Annotated in this window: 16 protein-coding genes and 1 pseudogene; 11 read left to right on the forward strand and 6 right to left on the reverse strand. The window is 53.0% G+C overall.

Annotation, left to right across the window (positions count from 1 at the left end):
- The first annotated feature begins 12 nt into the window (after positions 1-12).
- The 6 genes from ACRBCU_RS01795 to ACRBCU_RS01820 are packed head-to-tail and all read left to right on the forward strand — an operon-like array spanning position 13 to position 7,835.
- Complete coding sequence (locus ACRBCU_RS01795; protein WP_431363641.1) at positions 13-2,100, forward strand: hydantoinase/oxoprolinase family protein; 2,088 nt, start codon at positions 13-15, stop codon at positions 2,098-2,100.
- Positions 2,097-3,806, forward strand: a complete 1,710-nt coding sequence (locus ACRBCU_RS01800; protein WP_431363642.1) for a hydantoinase B/oxoprolinase family protein — start codon at positions 2,097-2,099, stop codon at positions 3,804-3,806. Before ACRBCU_RS01795 ends, ACRBCU_RS01800 begins: the two co-directional genes overlap by 4 nt.
- The gene (locus tag ACRBCU_RS01805; RefSeq protein ID WP_431363643.1) at positions 3,803-5,014 is read left to right on the forward strand and encodes an NAD(P)/FAD-dependent oxidoreductase; all 1,212 of its coding nucleotides are present in this window, start codon (positions 3,803-3,805) and stop codon (positions 5,012-5,014) included. Before ACRBCU_RS01800 ends, ACRBCU_RS01805 begins: the two co-directional genes overlap by 4 nt.
- Positions 5,014-5,787: an HpcH/HpaI aldolase family protein gene (locus ACRBCU_RS01810; protein ID WP_431363644.1), complete on the forward strand. Its 774-nt coding sequence runs from the start codon at positions 5,014-5,016 to the stop codon at positions 5,785-5,787. The genes ACRBCU_RS01805 and ACRBCU_RS01810 overlap by 1 nt, the downstream gene beginning before the upstream one ends.
- Positions 5,784-6,995 carry a pyridoxal phosphate-dependent aminotransferase gene (locus ACRBCU_RS01815; RefSeq protein ID WP_431363645.1) on the forward strand — a complete coding sequence of 404 codons (1,212 nt, stop codon included), beginning with the start codon at positions 5,784-5,786 and terminating at the stop codon, positions 6,993-6,995. The genes ACRBCU_RS01810 and ACRBCU_RS01815 overlap by 4 nt, the downstream gene beginning before the upstream one ends.
- A gap of 3 nt (positions 6,996-6,998) precedes the next feature.
- Positions 6,999-7,835, forward strand: coding sequence for an NAD-dependent epimerase/dehydratase family protein (locus ACRBCU_RS01820; RefSeq protein WP_431363646.1), 837 nt, complete (start codon positions 6,999-7,001; stop codon positions 7,833-7,835).
- Positions 7,836-7,917: 82 nt separating this feature from the next.
- On the opposite strand, the gene ACRBCU_RS01825 is transcribed toward ACRBCU_RS01820, so the two are convergent.
- The 4 genes from ACRBCU_RS01825 to ACRBCU_RS01840 all read right to left on the reverse strand — a co-directional run bounded on the left by ACRBCU_RS01825 (position 7,918) and on the right by ACRBCU_RS01840 (position 13,626).
- The gene (locus tag ACRBCU_RS01825; RefSeq protein ID WP_431363647.1) at positions 7,918-8,265 is read right to left on the reverse strand and encodes an MOSC domain-containing protein; all 348 of its coding nucleotides are present in this window, start codon (positions 8,263-8,265) and stop codon (positions 7,918-7,920) included.
- Positions 8,266-8,511: 246 nt separating this feature from the next.
- On the reverse strand, positions 8,512-10,860 hold the full coding sequence (locus tag ACRBCU_RS01830) for a TRAP transporter fused permease subunit (RefSeq protein WP_431363648.1): 2,349 nt from the start codon (positions 10,858-10,860) through the stop codon (positions 8,512-8,514).
- Between the two features lie 65 nt (positions 10,861-10,925).
- Positions 10,926-11,972, reverse strand: coding sequence for a TAXI family TRAP transporter solute-binding subunit (locus tag ACRBCU_RS01835; RefSeq protein WP_431363649.1), 1,047 nt, complete (start codon positions 11,970-11,972; stop codon positions 10,926-10,928).
- Between the two features lie 22 nt (positions 11,973-11,994).
- On the reverse strand, positions 11,995-13,626 hold the full coding sequence (locus ACRBCU_RS01840) for an alkaline phosphatase family protein (protein WP_431363650.1): 1,632 nt from the start codon (positions 13,624-13,626) through the stop codon (positions 11,995-11,997).
- A gap of 196 nt (positions 13,627-13,822) precedes the next feature.
- Between ACRBCU_RS01840 and ACRBCU_RS01845 the strand changes: the two genes are divergently transcribed.
- Positions 13,823-14,767, forward strand: coding sequence for a LysR family transcriptional regulator (locus tag ACRBCU_RS01845; protein ID WP_431363651.1), 945 nt, complete (start codon positions 13,823-13,825; stop codon positions 14,765-14,767).
- A gap of 30 nt (positions 14,768-14,797) precedes the next feature.
- Here the strand turns inward: ACRBCU_RS01845 and ACRBCU_RS01850 are convergent, their stop codons facing one another.
- Positions 14,798-15,706 (reverse strand): LysR family transcriptional regulator, encoded by a 909-nt coding sequence (locus ACRBCU_RS01850; protein ID WP_431363652.1) that lies wholly within the window; start codon positions 15,704-15,706, stop codon positions 14,798-14,800.
- A 101-nt stretch (positions 15,707-15,807) separates the two neighbouring features.
- On the opposite strand from ACRBCU_RS01850, the gene ACRBCU_RS01855 reads away from it, so the two are divergent.
- From ACRBCU_RS01855 to ACRBCU_RS01865, 3 genes and pseudogenes are all read left to right on the forward strand, one after another.
- Positions 15,808-16,545 (forward strand): glutathione S-transferase family protein, encoded by a 738-nt coding sequence (locus ACRBCU_RS01855; protein ID WP_431363653.1) that lies wholly within the window; start codon positions 15,808-15,810, stop codon positions 16,543-16,545.
- A 375-nt stretch (positions 16,546-16,920) separates the two neighbouring features.
- Positions 16,921-18,091 (forward strand): annotated as a pseudogene (locus ACRBCU_RS01860) (IS3 family transposase).
- Between the two features lie 180 nt (positions 18,092-18,271).
- Complete coding sequence (locus tag ACRBCU_RS01865) at positions 18,272-18,721, forward strand: hypothetical protein (RefSeq protein ID WP_431363654.1); 450 nt, start codon at positions 18,272-18,274, stop codon at positions 18,719-18,721.
- Here the strand turns inward: ACRBCU_RS01865 and ACRBCU_RS01870 are convergent.
- Entirely contained in the window at positions 18,702-19,850 is a 1,149-nt protein-coding gene (locus ACRBCU_RS01870; RefSeq protein ID WP_431363655.1) for a hypothetical protein, read from the reverse strand. The genes ACRBCU_RS01865 and ACRBCU_RS01870 overlap by 20 nt on opposite strands.
- Between ACRBCU_RS01870 and ACRBCU_RS01875 the strand changes: the two genes are divergently transcribed.
- On the forward strand, positions 19,849-20,772 hold the full coding sequence (locus ACRBCU_RS01875; RefSeq protein WP_431363656.1) for a hypothetical protein: 924 nt from the start codon (positions 19,849-19,851) through the stop codon (positions 20,770-20,772). The genes ACRBCU_RS01870 and ACRBCU_RS01875 overlap by 2 nt on opposite strands.
- The last annotated feature ends 370 nt before the right edge of the window (positions 20,773-21,142 follow it).

Consider the following 21,142-nt stretch of genomic DNA (forward strand, 5'->3'; position numbering starts at 1 on the left):
TTGGAGCGCAAAATGACCGTACCTTCCATTCGCCTTGGCGTCGATATCGGTGGCACGTTTACGGACGTTGTCTTGGAAAGGGATGGGGTCGCGTTCTCGACAAAGGTTCTGACAACCTACGCTGCCCCCGAAAACGCGATCATTGATGGCATGCACCAAGTGTGCGCCAAAGCCGATGTCAGTCCTGCGCAGATCAACCAGATCATTCATGGGACTACGCTTGCCACGAATGCGTTAATCGAACGGCGCGGCGCGAAAACGGCGCTCATCACGACCGAGGGTTTCCGTGACGTGATCGAAATGCGAACAGAATCGCGGTTTGAGCAATATGATCTGAACCTAAACTTGCCCGATCCTTTGCTGCCGCGTCAGATGCGCTTTACGGTTGCGGGCCGCGTCGATGCCAACGGCAAAATTCTAGTTGATATGGACCGCGCAGAGGTTGAGGCTGTTGTCGATCAGATTGCCGAAGCAGGATTTGAAAGTGTCGCTGTCGGCTTGATCCACTCCTATTTGAATCCCACGCACGAGCAGCTTGTACGGGATGTGTTGGCTGAAAAACTGCCCGATGTCGCGGTCTCGATCTCCTCCGAGGTTTCGCCTCAGATGCGCGAGTACGAACGTTTTAACACTGTCGTCGCAAACGCCTATATCAAGCCGTTGATGGCCTCTTATCTGGGTCGCCTTGAGGATCGCTTGAAAGACGAAGGTGTGTCATGCCGCATCTTCCTGATGCACTCTGGTGGTGGAATTATTTCGATCCAGAACGCGGCAGAGTTCCCTGTGCGATTGGTTGAATCCGGTCCCGCAGGGGGCGCGGTTTTCGCGGCCCACATTGCAGCGCGCTATGGGCTGGACAAGGTTCTGTCCTTCGACATGGGCGGAACGACCGCCAAGATTTGCCTGATTAAGAACCAGACCCCAAAGACCAGCCGTGTTTTTGAAGTCGCGCGCACCTATCGTTTCAAGAAAGGGTCGGGCATGCCGATCTCTATCCCTGTGATCGACATGGTTGAAATCGGCGCAGGCGGTGGATCATTGGCCCATGTGGATTCGCTGCGCCAAATTCGCGTCGGCCCCGAAAGCGCAGGATCAGAGCCAGGACCTGCCTGTTATGGTCGTGATGGCACGCGGCCTGCTGTAACAGATGCAGACCTTGTCTTGGGCAAACTTGATCCCGAGAATTTTGCCGGTGGGTCGATCAAACTTGATCCGAATGCCTCAAGATCGGCGCTGTCAAACCATGTTGGCGATACACTCGACATGGATGCGGTTGAGGCGGCGTTTGGCGTCGCGGAAGTTGTCGATGAAAACATGGCCAACGCTGCCCGCGTTCACGCCGTGGAGAACGGCGAAGACCTGTCTGAATATACGATGATCGCCTTTGGTGGTGCCGCACCACTGCATGCGGGGCGTCTGGCCGAAAAGCTGGGCGTTGAGCGTTTGTTAGTCCCACTGGGCGCTGGTGTTGGGTCCGCCATCGGGTTCCTGCGCGCGCCTTTCAGTTTCGAGGCAAATCGCTCGGTCTATATGAAACTGTCTGATTTTGACGGTGATCGGATCAAGTCTTTGCTGTCGGACCTCAAGGCTGAGGCCACAGGTTTCGTGCGCACCTGCGATGAAGTCAGCCCGATCCTGTCAGAGTTCAAAGTCTACATGCGCTATACGGGCCAAGGTTGGGAGATCCCGATTGAGTTGACCGAAGATCAGGCGATGAACCCTGATGTCGATACATTCGAGGCGCGGTTTATCGAGGATTATACCAAGCTCTTTGGCCGCCCTGTTGCAGGCATGGATATCGAAATCACCGTTTGGTCTGTCAACGCAACAACCCCGCCAGAGACAGTCGCGCGCATGGATGAGACAATCGGCGAAACAGCGGCGTCTTGCGTTGGCGCGCGTCAATTGTTTGACGCCGCAGCGGGCGAGTTTCTGAATGCGTCAGTGGTGAACCGTTTTGACATGTCTTCGGGCGAAAGGGCGGCTGGACCTGTGGCGATTGTTGAAGACGAAACCACGATCATTGTTCCGGCCAGCCGAGATGCTATCCGCCAACCTGACGGCTGCATCGACATCATCATCAAAGGAGCCGATCAATGAGCACGCAGCATTCAAAAGTTGCCTATCAGGTGATGTGGAACCGTCTCATCTCGGTCGTGGAAGAGCAGGCGCAGGCGCTGGTTCGCACGGCGTTTTCCACTTCGGTGCGAGAAGCCGGCGATTTGTCGGCAGGTGTCTATGACGTCGAGGGCAATATGCTGGCCCAAGCTGTCACTGGAACTCCCGGTCACGTGAACGCCATGGCCGATGCCGTGGCGCATTTCATCCGCCGTATTGGGCGCGACAATATCCATGACGGCGATATCTACATCACCAACGATCCTTGGGAAGGCACAGGGCACCTGCACGACATTACCATGGTCACGCCCTCGTTCCATAAAGGCGCGCTGGTCGGCTTCTTTGCCTGTACCGCCCATATCGTGGACATTGGCGGGCGTGGTTTTGGCGCTGATGCGCATAGCGTTTACGAAGAAGGTCTCTATATCCCGATCATGAAATTCGCCGACAAAGGCGCGGTCGATGAAACCCTGACGCGCATTATCCGTGGCAACGTGCGCGAGCCTGATCAATTGATCGGTGACATATACGCGCTCGCGACCTGTAACGAGATCGGCCATCGCCGCCTTGTCGATATGATGGCGGAATTTGACCTTGATGATCTCAATGGCATTGCTGACTTCATCCTCGACAATTCCCGCCGTGCCACGATTGAGCGGATCGCAGCCTTGCCACAGCAATCAGCAACGGGCGAGATGACTATGGATGGCTTTGACCGTCCTATCACGCTGAAAGTGAAAGTTAGTGTTGAGGGCGACAAGATTGTGTCCGATTTCACAGGTTCGACGGGTCTCGATAAGAAAGGTATAAACTGCCCGCTGGTCTACGCAAAAGCCTATGCCTGTTATGCCCTCAAGGTCGCCATCGCGCCTGAAATTCCGAACAACGCAGCCTCGCTTGCGCCGTTCGAGATCGAAGCCCCTGAAAACTCGATCGTGAACGCGTTGCATCCTGCTCCGGTCGCGTTGCGCCATATCGTCGGGCATTTTGTGCCGGACGCAGTCTACAATGCCTTTGATAAGATCGTACCAGGTCTGGTGCCTGCTGAGGGTGCGGGATGCCTGTGCAACTTCCAAGTTTCGCTGCGTCCCCGCACGGACGCGCCAGCCCCCGCACATGCGCGCCGATCCGAGGTTCTGACCTTTAACTCAGGCGGATCAGGCGCGCGGCCCGAACATGATGGTTTGAACGCGACCGCCTTTCCGTCTGGTGTGATGACAATGCCGATCGAGGCGACGGAACATGCAGGTCCCGTCATCATCTGGCGCAAAGAACTGCGACCCGATTCAGGCGGCGCTGGCAAGACACGTGGCGGCCTCGGCCAATACATGGAAGTTGGCGCGCAGGAAGGGCATGAGTTTGACATCCAAGCGATGTTTGACCGCGTTGATCATCCGGCCCGCGGTAGGCGCGGTGGTGGGGCAGGTGCGCCCACAACGATTGTCCAAGACGATGGCGCCGCGATGAATGGCAAAGGCAAACAATTCGTCGCCCACGGGCGCAAAGTTGTCATGGCCTTTCCCGGCGGCGCTGGCTACGGCGATCCGTCCGAGCGATCTGTGGATCTCGTCAAACGTGATCTGGCGCGCGGGTATATCTCGGCCGAGACTGCCGCCAGAGACTACAACCTATCCGCCGCAGAAATTGCAGAGGTTCAGGCAGCCGTCGCACGAGGAGAGACACTATGAAAACCCAAACACCCAAAAGCAATTCCTATGATGTGGTCATTATTGGCGGTGCGATGATGGGCGCCTCTGCCGCTTGGTTCTTGTCTGATGACAAGGATTTTGATGGCACTGTCTTGGTTGTCGATCGTGATTTAACTTACGAAAACACTTCCACGATGCACACCAATTCGTGCATGCGGCAGCAGTTTTCAGGCGAATTGAACGTGCGCATCAGCCAGTTTGCCGCTGATTTCGTAAAGAATCTGCCGCACTACATGGGCAATGATGATCGGGTGCCTGACCTGTCGATCCGCTCCTTCGGCTACATGTATTTAGCGGACAACGAAAGCTTTGCAGAGGTTTTGCGCGAAAGCCAGCAGGTGCAACTGGCCGCTGGTGCGGCCACTCAATTGATGACCCCCAATCAGATCAAAGCGGCCTATCCGTTCTACAACGTGGACGACATCGTTTTGGGCTCGATCAATCTGGTCGACGAAGGGTTTTGGGACGCCACGGCTGTCTTTGACTGGTGGCGCAAATCAGCGCGCGAACGCGGCGTCGAATATGTCGAAAACGAAGTGGTCGCGGTGAACAAAAACGCCGCTGGCACGCGCGTCGAAAGCGTTACATTGAAATCGGGCGAGGTCATTGCTTGTGGCCAAGTCTTGAACGCTTCAGGGCCCCGCGCAGCCGCTACCGCCCAGATGGCTGGGATCAACGTGCCGGTCGAGCCGCGCAAACGCTTTTCATGGATTTTTTCGGCCGAGCAACCGCTTGATCGTGATCTACCGCTCACCATCGATCCATCCGGGGTTCACGTGCGAGAGAACGGTGGTGGCACCTATCAGTGTGGCGGGCATTCTGACATCGATCCTGCCGTTGATCCAGATGATTTTATCATGGATCACAGCATTTGGCAGGATCATGTCTGGCCAATCCTTGCCACACGTATTCCCCAATTCGAAGCGATCAAAGTGCAATCAGAATGGGCAGGGCACTATGCCTATAACACCTTTGATCATAACGCTATTTTGGGGCCGCATATGGAGGTTGAAAACTTCTTTTTCCTCAACGGTTTTTCTGGTCACGGGTTGCAACAATCTCCCGCGATGGGGCGCGGAACTGCTGAGATTATGGTGCATGGCACATATAAAACGCTAGACATGACACAGTTTCACTTTGATCGTATCCCTGCGGGGCAAAAGATCATTGAAAAGGCGATAATCTAATGAAATTGGCAACAAACGCTTTCACTGCGGCGTTGGCCGCTGGCGATAAACAGATCGGGCTTTGGATCAGCCTGTGCAGTAACGTTGTCGCAGAGGTCATATCACCTGCGGGCTACGATTGGGCGCTCGTTGACATGGAGCACACCCCAAATGATTATATCAGTGTCTTAGGCCAATTGCAGGCCTTTGCCGCAAGCGAAACAACGGCAATAGTACGGGTGGAATGGAACGACACCGTCGCAGTCAAACGCCTGCTTGATCTAGGTGCACCGGGTATCTTGTTCCCGATGATCCAATCGGTTGAAGAGGCGAAGAACGCCGTCGCCGCAACCCGTTATCCACCGCATGGCGTTCGCGGTGTGTCTGGTGCGACCCGTGCGACGAAATTTGGCAGGGTCACAGATTACACCGCGCGCGTTGAGGAAGAGACGACGGTATTGCTACAGCTAGAGACGCGCGCAGCCATAGAGCAAGCAGAAGCGATCAGCGACGTTGAGGGCGTCACCGGGATTTTCTTCGGACCTGCGGATATCGCCGCCGACATCGGCAAACTTGGTAAGCCGATGGATCCAGAGGTTTGGGACTTGATTAAGCCAGCGGCGCAAAAGTTGATAGCAAAAGGTATGCCCGTTGGAACTCTTGTTCTTGATTCCGCCTTTGCGGTTGAATTGCTGAACGAGGGGTTCACTTTCGTGGCCTGCGGAACGGACGCGAGCCTTTTGGCCAAAGCGTCAGATCAGTTGCTTGCGACCGTGAAAGGTGGATTGGCATGAGGTTTGCGGCCTCCCGTCTTGACCCTGTCAAACCCTCTGCTTCGGCTTGGGTGAGCCAAGCTGCGAAAGAGGCCAAGGCGCGCGGCGAAGACGTCATTGATCTGGGTTTGGGAGAGCCTGATTTCGACACGCCCGCCCATATTGTTGAGGCTGCGCACCAAGCGGCTTTGCGCGGTGAAACCCGTTATCCGCCGACCAATGGCACGCTAGAGATGCGCCGCGCAGTCGTAGACAAATTGCAACGTGAGAACAATCTCAGCTTCGCAGTGGACGAAGTGATCGTGTCCAACGGCGCGAAACAAGTGCTGTTCAACGCGATGATGGCCACCCTTGAGCAGGATGACGAAGTCCTGATGTGCGCCCCATATTTTGGCCAGTACAAGGACATCGTTCTCATTCTCGGTGGGCAAGCCGTTGCCTTGAAATGCCCCGCTGAGAACGGTTTCCGCCTGACGCCAGATCAACTTGAGGCGGCGATCACACCAAAGACACGCTGGATCATGCTCAATCTGCCGTCGAACCCTGCGGGCGCAGTCTATTCCGACGACGATCTGTGTGCTTTGGGGGCGGTGCTTGAAAAACACCCGCATGTGTTGATCCTGTCGGATGAAATCTATGAACACATTTTGTTTGATGGGCGTAAGTTCCTGTCCTTTGCCGCAGCCAATCCGGCACTGAAGGATCGCACGTTGACCGTCAATGGCGTGTCCAAAGCCTACGCCATGACGGGCTGGCGGATCGGCTATGGCGCTGGTCCCAAGCCACTGATTGCGGCCATGACCAAGGTGCAAAGCCAGATATGCTCGGGCGCGTGTTCTGTGGCACAGGCCGCCGCCGCTGCTGCATTAAACGGCCCGCAAGATGACGTGCGCGCGTTTTGCGCTGCATTTGAAGAACGCCGTGATCTTGTCGTGAAGCGCGTGTCCAAGATGGACGGGCTCACCCTTGATGCGCCGGGCGGTGCATTTTACGGGCTAATCGGCTGCGCCGATTTCATTGGTGCGCAAACAAAAGACGGTGAAACGCTGGACAATGATGCTGAAGTAACCGCTTATATCCTGAAAGATGCTGGCATCGCCGCAGTTCCGGGCAGTGCATATGAGCTGTCGCCGTTCTTCCGTATCTCAACTGCTGCCTCCGTGGATGTCTTGGACGAAGCGATGGATCGCATCGCGGCCTCTGTTGCAAAACTAAAAAGAAAGACCTAACCGATGAAAAAACTAGTTCTGACAGGCGCAGCTGGCCGACTTGGGTCATACCTGCGCGAACCATTGTCAAAAATGTGTGACGAGTTGGTCTCGACCGACATCGTCGACGATATCGGCACGCTCTATGAAGGTGAAACCTATGCCAAAGGCGATTTGGCCAGCCTTGATGATATGATGCGCGTTCTGGACGGCGCTGATATGGTCGTTCACATGGGCGCTTATGCCGATGAGGGACCATTTGAAAAGCTGCTCGGCCCGAACTTTGTTGGTGCTTACAACATTTGGGAAGCGGCCTATCAACGCGGTCTTAAACGTGTTGTTTATGGCAGCTCTATCCATGCGGTAGGCATGCACCCTAAGAATGAATTTATCGATACCGAAGCGCGTCATCGCCCAGATACGTTTTATGGGCTAGCTAAGTGTTTCGCAGAAGACCTTGGTTCCATGTATTGGGACAAACGTGGCCTTGAGAGTGTTCACATGCGCATTCTGTCTTGCGCACAGGTTAACAACGCCCGCGCCCTTGGCTCATGGCTGTCCTACGATGATCTGATCCAGCTTGTGCAACGCTCTCTTGAGACACCTGTGACAGGGTTTTCAATTGTTTACGGCGTATCGAACAATGATCGTGTGCCTGTGGATAACGCCAAGGCCAGCTTTTTGGGTTATCGGCCCAAAGACAACGCAGAACAATTCGCTGAGGCGGTTTTGGCTGAGACCGAGCCGATGGATTCTCAGGATCCGGGGAATATGTGCCACGGTGGCCCGTTCGCTTCGGTGGAGTTGGGCAATAGTGGCGTAGCTTCGATGAATATTATTGATGACACCAAGAAGACCTGATGGGAAAGCCCCATGCCTGACGCAAAAGTGGCGCTGATCACCGCTTGCGTGTCTGGCATGGGCGCTTTGTAACGAGGATCCTCTAGGCAGGCTGCACGATATCGCCAACAGAAATCTTGCCACCGCTTATAATTGAGCAGTTCAACCCGGATCGGTGGTGCATCAAATCGCAAACGGCCTTTTTCGTTACAAGGTCGAGATAACGACACGGGGTGTTTAATCGCCCTCCTAAAAGCACTGTTTCACCAACTCTGAATCGCTTACCTACCAAGTGGTTTAGCGGAACGCCTGACGTGGTGAGATTCCGTCGGTGTTCATTTGGGGTGAGGATAGTTTCGTGATCCCGCTTCAGTGCGATCAGGGTTTCATTTTCAATTAGAGTTACCTCGCGGATGTCGGGAAATTCCGAAAATTTGCCTCGTCCGGTCATATAGCGGTCACCTTCCAATCCCCGTCCTTGGATCAAGCGAATTTCTGTGTGCTCAACCATTGGAGCGCGTAGCTCAACCGCAGTGTGAATACTCAACAACGTTCCCTGCCACACAAGCTATTCCCCCAAGCTTTATTACGGTTGTTTGTTCTAGCCCTGTTTTTCGATGACTCATCGTTAACAGTATTCAGTGCTAATGGCGCAAAGCCAACCGCATTCGAAAGGCATTCTCCGGCCTATCCAAGGTTATGCGGGCTTTCTGCGCTCAGTAGAAGCGTGCCAGAACAGTATCGCCATGGCACCAATGACTCCGACAAGCTGAAATGGAATGCTGAACGATAGGATCAAAACCGCAAGGCCCAAGCGTAACAAAATTTCCCAAGCCGCAAGTTTGCGATGGTCAAATCCAGCCAGCGAACTGGAAAGCAAGTATAGCGCCAAAGCAATTCTGCAAAGCACCAGCATCAAGGCAGGCCAGTTCGTTGTCCCATCATAGCCTGGCAGGAATACGTCTACTCCACTGGCGCTTTTGACCGGGTCAATTACGGCGGCTTCGATCAGAAGGATTTCTGGATAGAGCGCAAAGACAAACGGGATCACAAACATTACAATGCCAGATTTCACCGCGGAAAATCCGGTGGCCATCGGGTTTGCCTTGGTAATTGATGCAGCCGCGAAAGCCGCCAGCGCGATTGGCGGTGTAATTGCGCTCGCCACCGCGAAGTAGAAGATGAACATATGCGCCGTGAAAGTCGCGATCCCAAGGCCTGCGAGAACCGGCCCCATCAGCAGTGCAACGTTGATATAGGCTGGAACAGCTGGCATCCCCATGCCGAGCAAAATGGCGATGAACATTGTGACGAGCAGGGCAATCAATTGGAAACCGACTGCTCCGTCTTGCCCAAGATTTAGCGTCTGCAACCAACCTAGCACATCCAATGAAATGAAATTCGGCAAGCCCGTGAATTGCAGGCAAAAGTCGATTATAGAGACGGCAAGGAACATCAGATAAAGCGTGGACACCAAAATACCGGCATCCGACAATGCGTCGACGATCTTGGATGGCATCTTGCGCACTTCGGGGTCGACGAACAGCAGCGCGATCAGCAGCATAACCGCCCACCATCCGGCGCTTCCTGCATCGCCCGCGGCGTTTTGCACCGCCTGCTGAAACCATGACAGGCTTTGGACGGTGCAGGCCCCATCAACAATACTACGCTCAGCGCCCAAAACGCCGCCTAGCAAGCCGCAGCCCACCATTTCCTTGGTCGTCAGAAGTAAAACAAGAATTAAAAGGATTGGCCCGAATATCATCGCCAGATTCAGGATATCCTGACGTGACATGCGCATATCATCGGTCAACTCGCCAATGGCTTCGATCTTCTGTTTGCGGGTCTGAAAGATGACCGAAAGAAACAAGCAGAAGAAGTAAGCGATCGCCGGGATGATCGCTGCGATGATGACCTGAGAATAGGGAACCACGGTGAGTGAGGCCAGCACGAAGGCAGCAACTCCCATGACGGGAGGCATGATGGAGCCGCCAGAGGACGCAGCCGCTTCGACCCCGCCCGCAAATACCTTGGAAAATCCGCGTCGCAGCATCATCGGGATTGTCAGGACACCTGTGGACAACACGTTTACGATTGGCCCGCCTGATATAGTTCCGAACATGGCTGAGGACACGATTGCGGCATGGGCTGGTCCACCGCGCAATTTGCGTGTCCAACGAAATGCCAGCTTGATCAGGGATTGCCCACCGGCGGAGGCTCCAAACAGCGATCCAAGCACGAGATATGGGAATATCGTGTTGAGCATGATGTTCATAAACCGCCCCAAAAGGCCTGCGGAATTATTGACCAGAATGTCATGCACGCGTGGGCGACCATCAGCGAGCGCACGTGGCTCGCCAGCCAGTTTGGTCATCAGATATTTGTTGATGTCTTCGGGGCCATGGAAGTACCAGACCAAGACTGTGATGATGGTATAAAGCGCCACTACAAGCGCGACGAGGACCAGCGCCAAGCCCCAGACGCGGACATTGTAGGCTAGGAAAATCAGAACCGTGAGGCCGATAATCAGCACCAGCCAACCGCCGGTATTTGCCACGCAACTGGGATCTTCGACGGTTGTCGGTGCCGGAAGCCCCATCGTGTCAGCAATCTCGGTTTCAATTCTCAGAGCTTCGGCGATCAAGCGATCCCGCTCGCCGGTAAATTGGTCAATCAGGCAAATGGATTCGATTTCTACGATGTAGGTGAAAGAGATGGTGAAGGCCGCCGCGACCATCGCCAGATCCAAAAGCAATCCGAACTGGCGTTTTCCTTTGGGTTCGCTTTTCCAAGATTTCCACGCGGAATGCTTTAGCACGACGCAAAGCATCATGAGACCGAAGGCCAGTGGATAGAACCATTCGGTCGGGAACCTCCGGATCTTGATCCAGTCCAGCCCTGTCAGATTACGCAGCCCAGCATCAAGCCCGGGGACACCGGGGATTGCGTTCATCAATCCCGCGATGACAATGAATAACGACAGCCAAAACAGCACCCCTCGGGGTTTTTGCAATGGGTTAGCGTCAGGGGGTAATGGCTGGTTCATACTGGCGCTCCAAGAAATGGTTTGCCGAGAGCGACACTAGGTGCCGCTCTCAACGCTTCAAGGTCTTATGGCTTAGCGCAGTCGGGCAGCGTGTACCCCGCTTCTTCCCAAGCGCGCACCGCACCGGGATGGTATTTGATCGGGTTAGGCCCGCACATGCCAGTTTTGGCAGTGTCGACCTCGCCTAACCAGCCCTTGGGCATGCTTGGCGTGCGCTTTCTGATTTCATCCAAGCCCTCAATGAATGTTTTGGTTAGCCCGTAGGCCAGTTCTTCATCCATCGAGGCGTTGACGACATCGCCGCCAATATCGGCAAATCCGCGAAAGAACCCATCTTCGGACACAACGCGAATGTTGGGGCCAAACAGGTCATCTTCGATCGGCTGAACGACTGCCGCACTGCCCGGAGCTTTACCGAACTTCGTGCCGCCTTCACCCTCAAAGGCCGCTTTCGGGAAGGAATGGACGACCATTCCGCCAGAGGACGCCGCCTGTGAATGGCGCGCATCTGGAAAGTTCATTGGCAGAATATGCGCGTCCGCCGATCCTTCTGTGATCGTGGAAACAGCCTGACCCCAATTCACCTGAATGCCAGTGTAGCCCTTGCCTTCGTCCATTCCTGTGGCAAGCCGTGCCATAGCGCGTGCCTTGTTCAAGGCAGCCCCGCGTGGCGGTCCGTTATAAATCGTGGCACCTTCAATCGCATCCCACCCGCCAAAGTTCTTGCTCTCATAGGCGGACAGGCCAAATACGGCGAACCGATAGGTATACAGCACCGAGAGGTTTGACGCCAACTCCGCCCCGGTCTCAGCGCCGATGCTCGCATAGGGGCCTGCCCCTTTGGACAAAAGGAATGGCAAAACAAAAGGCGCTGCAGCAATGTCAGTCTTGCCCTCAGCCACGTTCTGAACCGAATTGGTCAGCGTCTGGCCTGCAGCAATCTGGATATTGGCAAGACCAGAGGCCGCCGCCAGTTCTGCGACCCCAAACATGCTCTGCGCGGCGATTTCAGTTGGCGGGGTTGTTTCCCCCGTCAAATTCGCCTGTGCGTGTGCTGTCGTCGTCATTCCGAGCGTCAGCAAGACCCCAGCTATAGTTGATATTTTAGACATGATGTTCCTCCCAAAACTGTCTTTATCCGATTACATGGTCCGGCAAGATCCGGCCCTCTTTCTCAACCTCGTCTTTGTCCCGAAATCCAATCAGGATACCTGGAGGTTCTTTGTTGGCGGCCATTCTTTCGACGGCTTCTGCCGAGCGGGTAATGCGTGTGTGATGGCGGCGAGCCCATTCAAAATGAAGCCCCTGTAGTCGCTCCACTTCACTCGCGAACTCCGGATTCGAGCCAAGATCAACAAGCTCGCCGGGATCATTTTGAAGATCAAAAAGAAGCGGAGGCATGGTTTCGACATAGGTGTACTTCCAGCGACCATCAAAGATCATGGTCAAGCGTGCGTCCGACTGATCCACGCCCACTTCCTGACGGGCATCGCGAGTGGAATAGTCATATTCAGAGACCGCAAAGCTTCGCCATTCGGTGGCAGTGCCGTGCAGCAGCGGTGTCAGTGAAAGGCCTTCCAAGATGTGTGGTTTGGGCTCGCCCCCCATGAAGTCAAGAAAGGTCGGGACAAGATCGATAGCTTCTACCAAAGCGTCGGTGCTTGTGCCGCGCGTTTCGTCTGCCTCGGTGCGGGGATCATAAACCAACAAAGGAACTCGGGCCGAGCAATCATAAAACAGGTCTTTCTCACCCAGCCAGTGATCGCCCATATTTTCGCCATGGTCCGAGCAAAAGACGATCATTGTGTCTTCCATGCGCCCGCTGTCTCGAAGGTAAGCGAACAGGCGACCCATTTGATCGTCGAGCTCTTTGACAAGTCCCATGTAGCAAGGGCCAACCAGATCGCGCACTTCTTCCTTCGACATGGTTTGACACACGCGCATGTTCATCCATGCCCGCATCAATGGATGCTCGGATTGTCGCTCTTCTTCGCTGCGATTAAACGCTGGAACATCCTTTGCGCTATACATGTCGTTGTAGGGAGCCGGCGCCAAAAAGGGCCAGTGCGGCTTAATATAGCTCAAATGGCACAACCACGGCTGATCACCTTGCTCTTCGATGTACTCAATGCCCCGCGTCGTGAGCCACGCAGTTTCAGAGTGCTCCTTTGGTACGCGCGCTGCCAACGGCGCGTTGTCCAAAAGCCAGCCTGAACGCATTTCTCCGTCTGGGCCAATGGCTGTGTTGGCCCATTCTTCCCAAGGATTGTCACCATCCATTCCGTGATCACGCAGATACTGGTCGTAATCTTCTGCGTGGCGATTTGGATATGAACTGGGATTGGTCCCGTCGTCTCGCACTTTCACATCAAAACCGCATTCAGACACCAAGGCCCCAATGGTGCTTTCTGGCGTAATGCCCAACCGTTTCATGCCTTCAAAATCCGGCGTCATGTGGGTTTTACCAACCAATGAGCATTTCGCCCCGATTTCGCGTAAGTGATCGCCCAAAGTCGGTTCGCCAACACGCAGCGGGAACCCGTTCCAAGTCGATCCGTGCGAGCGCACATAGCGGCCCGTATAAAAACTCATGCGGCTTGGACCACAGATCGGCGATTGCACGTAGGTTTTGTTAAACCGCACACCCTGCGAAGCCAGCCAATCCAGATTAGGTGTGTCGATATGCTCAGCGCCATAACAGCTGAGGTAGTCCCACCGAAGCTGGTCGGCCATGATGAACAGAACGTTTTTCTGACTTTCAGACATCGGCACTCACCATCAAAACCTGATGCGATTTTGCGCGATGCCATAGAGTTGGCGGCAAACTCTCCCGCTGATCATCACTGAATATAAAGATCATTCGCACTCCAGAGCTTCGCATTTCCAAACGTCAGGGAAGAGTATTGACGCAGGGAACATATCCGTCCAATAGATATTTTGCATACTAACTTGCGATTTTGATATGAACATTGACCCCAGACACCTTGAACAGCTTGCGGCCATTGTAGAATTTGGCACATTCAACGAAGCGGCCAAGCGGCTGGGCACGTCACAATCTGCGCTTAGTCGCATGATCGCAAACTTGGAAACCCGCATCGGGGTGCCGCTTTTTGAACGCAGCAGCCGCCCGTTGATTCCCACCGAAGCGGGAAAGAAACTTGCAAGTCACGGTCGCGCGATTGACTCGACGCGCCGTCGCGCTTTGGAGGATTTACAGATCGTGCGACAAGGCATGAGCGGCGAGCTCAAGATTGGCGCACCACCGTTTTTCTGTGAACGATTGGTCGGCGACGCAATTTCCAGCTTCTTGCAGCAACGCCCCGGTATCGAGGTGAAACTGGCCGCAGAATATTTCCCCGAGCTTGAGCGCAAAGTACAACTGAACCAGCTGGATGTTGTTATTTGCCCGTTGCGATTACTGTCTGCATCCAAGGATGATGTGGCAATCGAACCCTTGTTTGAGGATACGCATGTCATTGTGGCGCGGGCAGATCACTGGCTGCTCAAACAAGGTGAAATTTCGGCAAATGACTTGGAAGAGGCCAGTTGGATCAGCCATTCAGAGAATAGTATGCTGCAGTCAGACATGGCTTCGGCCCTTTCCTCATACGGCGTAAGAAATTTGAAATTTGCGTTTCAAACGGGTTCCGCAGGAGCCATTCTGGAAATGTTGCGCCACACCGATTTTCTAACGGTTTTGCCGCGTTATGCGCTTCGATATAGCGAAAACATGAACAAGCTTGCGCCGCTTCCGGTGCGTTTCAACTCCTCACTCATGTCCGTTGGCATGGTGACCCCCACAAACAGACTTGATAGCCCTCTTTTGACTGCCTTCGCATCTCATATGCGCGATTACGTCGCTAAGGAATCGCCAGGTTCGTCCCCTTTGTTGAAACCCGCCAAATAGACGCAACGCGCTTTCGGCAGGATGCGCAACCTACCTGACCGTTTTTTGGAGAAAGACGGTCAATCGCTCAACAAAATCCACAATCTCCGGTCGGTCTCGGCCAGTGGTCGTTGTCCAAAGTCCGATATCGCGCGCTTGTAGCTCTACGTCCAGATCGACTGGCGCAACGCGAAATCGCTCTTGAAATGTTCCCGCCATGCGAAAAGGCAACATGCTGCAGGATCGTGTCTTTTCCAGCATTCGAAAGGTCATGGTGACATCGCCAGAGCTTTCAATAATCGGTGCGACATCCGGCAGACCCAATCGATCGAGCGTTTCGCGCGTGACATCGAACAAGCCTGATATCGCGCCTACCGAAATCCAGTGATGCTGCGCTAGATCCTTTGGAGATACCTTCGCCTTTCGAGCAAGAGGGTCATTTTCTCCGACAAATATTGACAGGTGCTCTGTGAACAATTTTTCGCGATAAAGACCGTCATCTTTCCTGTTCAACTCATATGGGATGACCGCAACATCCAACTCGTTGTTTTTCAAGCGCTCGACGAGCCGAGCCGCAACCTCGCAATGCAATTTGAGGCTATAGGGCGGTGGATCTTCAATAGCTTCGACAAAGAAGTCGCCCATGATCGTTGCCGCGAGCATCGGGCCGACGCCAACCCGCAGTTCGCCCTTCAAACCGCTTCGCCACTCTTGAATCGCAATTTGCGCCCGCTCGGAACGACGAATTATCTCACGGCCCTCTTCGGCTAAACGCGCACCGATATCCGTTGCACTCACGCCATATCGCCCCCGACGCAAGACCGCGCCGCCCGCTCGGTCCTCAATGATTTTCACGACGCGCGACAAGGTAGGCTGCGTAACATTCATTTTCTGAGCCGCCTTCGTGACAGAGCCAAGCTCAATGATCACGGCCAATTGCATGAGGTGCTTGGGGTCCATCAGGTATAGAATCTTTCAATGGCTAGCGTGAATAATCGAATTTTACATCATATCTGGATTAAGCCAACACTTCGTTGAACCAACGAATGGAGAGACCTCACATGCTGAAACTTTATCATTATTGGAGTTCCACCTGTTCTCGTCGGGTGCGGATCACGCTCGCTGAGAAAAAGATCGATTGGGTTAGTCACCACGTCGACATTCACCGCAAGAAAGAGCAGCTAGAAGATTGGTATAAGGACATCAATCCCAACAGTTTTGTCCCCGCACTTGAGCATGACGGGAAAATCCTGATCGAGTCTTTGGTCATCATGCAATATCTTGATGAGGCGTTCGACACTGGGACACGCCTTGTGCCAGACGATGCCTATCTGCGCGGAACAATGCGCATCTGGATGGACCGTTTTGAATATGCCGTGCACAAAGCGATCAACGCATTGTCGCACAGCAGATCTCATAGTGACAAGTTCGTCGGCCTCTCGCATGAAGAGTTGAAAGCGCTATGGATGAAGGTGGGTAACCCGGAAAAACGTCGCATTTTGCTTCACCGGCTTGAACACGGCGTGTCGGCCGCCGAAGAAGCGAGTGCGATAGAACGCATCGAAACCGTGCTCGATATGATGGAGCGGCAACTTGAAAAGACGCCTTGGCTGTGCGGCGATCACATGACGCTGGCCGACATTGCCATGGCACCGTATCCGGAGCGCTTTCAAGCGAACAAGCTCGACATGCTGACAGATTTCTCAAAGCGCCCACGATATGGCGAATGGGTCGCCAGAATGCAGTCCCGGCCTGCTTACGCTGAGGCTTATGCTTTCCCGAATCCAGACAACCGTTAGATCGGAGGACGTTTTCAAGGTGGGGCAATCTGGTCGTTAATGAGATGCAAAGGTGGTGGCTAGTTTACTCTAAACCAGTCGATTTTAGAGTGAGCTTTACGCGCCTTAACGTTCTGGTCGCTCGAATTTCTGGTTGTTTTGCTTTTCGTCTAGTCTTTTATGCTTGGTATAGACTTTCAGACTTGGACATCGCGTAGCCAGTGTTCGAATTGGGAGGACAATAGAAACAGTTCCCAACAACACGGGTCGTCCTGAAGCAAGTGATCCGCGGCGAGTGCAAAGGTGTCTGCCGTCAGCGTTTATGGGTCCAGCTGGACCTGTCGCGGTTTGATGCCGCTCCTTTGATAGCATTTACTGCAACAAAGGAGGCAGACTATGGGTTTGAAACGGACGGACGAATTCCGCCAGGATGCGGTGCGGATCGCGTTGACCAGTGGGCTAACGCGTAAGCAGGTGGCCGATGATCTGGGCGTCGGGATGTCGACACTGAATAAATGGATCACAGCACACCAAGATACGGATGTGGTATCGAATGAGGATTTGGACCTCGCCAAGGAGAATGACCGGCTTCGACGCGAGAACCGTCTTCTCAAGGAGGAGAGGGAAATCTTAAAAAAGGCCACCTATTACCCGGCAGGCGATTACGCAGTAATCGGCCGAGAGGGCAGTTCTTCGCGGACCTAAAGCAATGAGATTTAGGTTTGTCGAAGAGCATAGGGCCGACTTCCCAACCAACCGCTTGTGTGGCGTTGTTGGGGTCAGCACACGTGGGTTACGTGCATTCCGCAGCCGCCCAGCCAGCCGCCGACAGCGGTCTGATCTGGTCACGCTAGCTCACATCAAAGAACAGTCGCGTCTCAGTCTCGGCAGTTATGGTCGGCCTCGGATGACGGAGGAACTGAAGGAGATCGGTTTAGATGTTGGGCACCGTCGGGTCGGTCGTCTCATGCGTCAGAACGGCATATCTGTCGTCAGAACCCGCAAACACAAGGTGACAACAGACAGCGATCACAAGTTCAATATCGCGCCCAATCTGCTGGATAGAAACTTCACAGCGGATCAACAGAACCAGAAATGGGCGGGCGATATCAGCTACGTTTGGACGCGCGAGGGTTGGTTGTATCTGGCTGTGATACTGGACCTGCACTCAAGGCGTGTCATCGGTTGAGCGGTCAGTAATCGGATGAAGCGGGACCTGGCAATCAGGGCCTTGAAAATGGCTATCGCGTTCCGGGCACCACCGAAGGGCTGCATCCATCACACGGACCGTGGGTCGCAATATTGTTCACATGACTATCAAAAGATCCTGCGCCAGCACGGGTTCAAGGTGTCGATGTCTGGAAAGGGCAACTGTTATGACAATGCGGCAGTTGAAACGTTCTTCAAAACCATCAAGGCCGAGCTGATCTGGCGGCGGTCATGGGAAACAGGGCGGCAAGCTGAAACAGCGATCTTCGAATACATAAACGGGTTCTATAATCCGCGACGCCGACACTCAGCACTGGGATGGAAAAGCCCTGTCGCCTTCGAACGAAAGGTGACTTAAACGAGCACTTGGGGCGGCACGAAACCGTGACAGGTCCATTGCGAGGAGATATCGACTTTTTCAGTCAGCTACATCAGCAATTGAACAGTAAATGGATATTGTGAAGAGGCAAAAGCTCCATACACTGACACACGACAAATAGTGCAACTACGCACCACAGGTACATAGGACTCGAATTCAATGAACGAGCAAGAACGGGACACAGCCGTAAAGGTCTATTTTGATGCTACATCGACCATCCGTCATTACGACAAAGAGCGCACATCGACCCATCGAGTAGCCCTCGCAGTACTTAGCGGGTTACTTGCTCTAGCGAGTACCGACTTTGTTCCAGACGATGTATCTGGCGCGGTAGTCAGCGTCGCTGGGGTATTCATTTCAATCATCTTTTATATTGTCACCGCCAAATATGCTGGTCTGATCGAAAGAGAAAAGTCCAAAGCCAGAGCAGCAAGATCATACTTAGCGCAACTAGGAGACAACGCGATTGCAGATATCGACAACTCAAAAACAGAGCTCACTCGCACTGTGCCGTTCAAACATACCAAGCTCAGTGCGCTATGGTCACTGTACTACGCCATATTTGTCATCGGCTTCATTGCATTAGCGTTCAAATTGTTACCAGCTTAGTGTCATTGCGTAACAAACCAATACGTTTCGACTTGTCGACTAGTGCCTTGGTTCGCTTGAAGCACTGTTCTGGACATACAATCCGTCTTATTAACTGACTAAAGGGCTTTCCATCTACCGAGTTTAAGACCCAAGTGGCCTTTAGTTCACTTAATGAAGCTTTGCGCCCATTCGTCCCTTGTACTATCTTGAGTATTTCTCTACGAGGTTCAGCAAATCTCTCATAGTTTGGGTCGCGAATCTTCGGGTGTTCACCGAGTGAAAACCAAGTTGTATTCACTTGTGAGTTATAGGGCAAACGCCACTCACGTTGTTCGAAAAATGCTAGCGGGGATTCTTCTATTGTTGAGTCCGTATTTTGAAAGAGACCGAGTAGATATTCGATCTTGTCTACAAGTTGCCAATAAGTCCTTCGGTCGAATTGTAACCCAGCCAGACTTTTTCTAGCGCGGAAACGCCTTGTATTTTCAAGGACTTTCCGTGCATTTTCATCATCCACAACTAAACCTAGCTCCTTTGAGCTAGATCTTTCTTGCTCATACGGTGAGTGCAGAAATGGAATTTCTACGTTTCCCGCGATTTCTTCGAGCATGTGCAATGCCAATAGTGTTTGGCGGGTTTCGGATAGCCGCCTTAGCAAGTCCTCTGGACCAGTATCATCAATATCTGGAAAGCTATAAAAGTACATAGCAGGCATAACACCTATACGTCTTGCTTCCAAAGGATCTATGGCAATCGCAAAGCTACCGAACAAATCAAAATGGCTGGCGCTTTTGCGAACTACTTCTGCGTCCTCACCTTCATGTGAACAAAAAAATGCATCAACCTTCGCCTCGGCAAGTTCAGAAAAACTACAGTGAGTGAAGCATGCACGAGTTTGAGTGGTCACAATTTCTTCTTTATTTGCGACAGAAAGACTTCTTACTCTCAATGGGTCGGTACTAACTGTGAGTTTTTCTGATGAGCAGACCAAGCCGTTGGTTAGTATTGACTCTAGAACGTTGAAGCCGGCCCCTAAATCATTTGGCGATCTAAGTCGCGCAGTCGGACCCCACGGCAACTTTCTTAGTGAAGGACGCGCAAAGCAATGATAGAGTAGTGGCGTATTGTCTGCTACGGTATTTGTCATGAAAATCTATCTTTCTCTATTGATTTGGGTGTTTTCTGCGTTAGCGGTTTTAGCGCAGGTGCTTGGAGACTCTAATCCTAACAGATTTTATTCAGCTCAGTCTGCCACTTACCGCTCATGGGCGCCGAAGTTTGGGCCTTCAGGTGGAGGTATCATCTTCGGTAAAGGCGAGGCTGAGATTCTTATAGGCGATCTCGAAGTCAACAGTCCCGCTCAGCCAACTGAACTAGACCTCCGAATCAACGAAGGTGGTCGATTGTCGATCATCGCGGGAGATGCAGCGGAGTACGAAGTGCCTGCGCATTTCTTTGCAGTGTGTCCGATGGCACGACACGTACAACGAGATGCACCATTGGGCTTCACTATACCGCCGTACCTTGACCCAGATACGCTGGAGGAGGCCCAACTGACTAAATATTTGGACGGATACGTTGCCGAAGAATTCATTGATGACCAAAGAATGGCAAATCTAGTTCGGGAAGCGGATTTTTGGCCAGACAACTTCTTTAGGTCGAGATATTTTTTGACCGAAGACACAAAGAATGCGATCTTAGCCGATGTCAATTCCGTCGCCGTTTCTGTTGAGGGATTTTCTCGCAATACTGGTTTCACCTACATCACAGGTGACTTTCATTTACGTTCGAAAATCCTACTTGCACCAAGTAGCGATAGTGCGCTGTTCTTTGGTTTTCCCCTCACCTATTATCAAAGGAATGTTGGGGCGAAGATGGAAGTATCCGACTTGGCTATTATGGCTGGGCATCCAGATATCCCTTTAACATCTGATTTCACGAAGTTTTTCTCCTCTGACTTCAAGTCTCTTTATGACTTGGCAGCTACTTTTGTGTTTTTTCGGGATTTCGCTCCGGACACGTTAGTATCTTTCATTTCCAGAGAATGCCCTACCGCACCACTGCAATGACATCGCCCAGTATTTTCTGTGCAACTAAGCCAACTCGCCCCAAAGGACAGCATTGGTGCGAACGCTCCCCATTTTAGGCAACTACGCTATGATGGTCTGCTGTTAGTCGAAAAATTGGTGAGCAATTTCCAGGAGCCAATTTCACACAATAAAATCAACAGGCTAGACTTAAAATATCACTCCCAAAGCACCATAAGCACGGCAAGAAGCGTTGCTACCGTGCTGTGCTAGCCTTGTATTAGGTGCACGGCGCGGCACTCACAACGCACTGTGCTAATTGATGATTTTGAGACTGTGCTAGGTATAATCGCACTAGCACAGTGATTTCGCTGCAGTGCAGAAAAATCGCTAAACACATGTTTTATCGAAG

Origin of the sequence: Planktotalea sp., assembly GCF_050633725.1 — a bacterium.
Classification (GTDB): Bacteria; Pseudomonadota; Alphaproteobacteria; order Rhodobacterales; family Rhodobacteraceae; genus Planktotalea.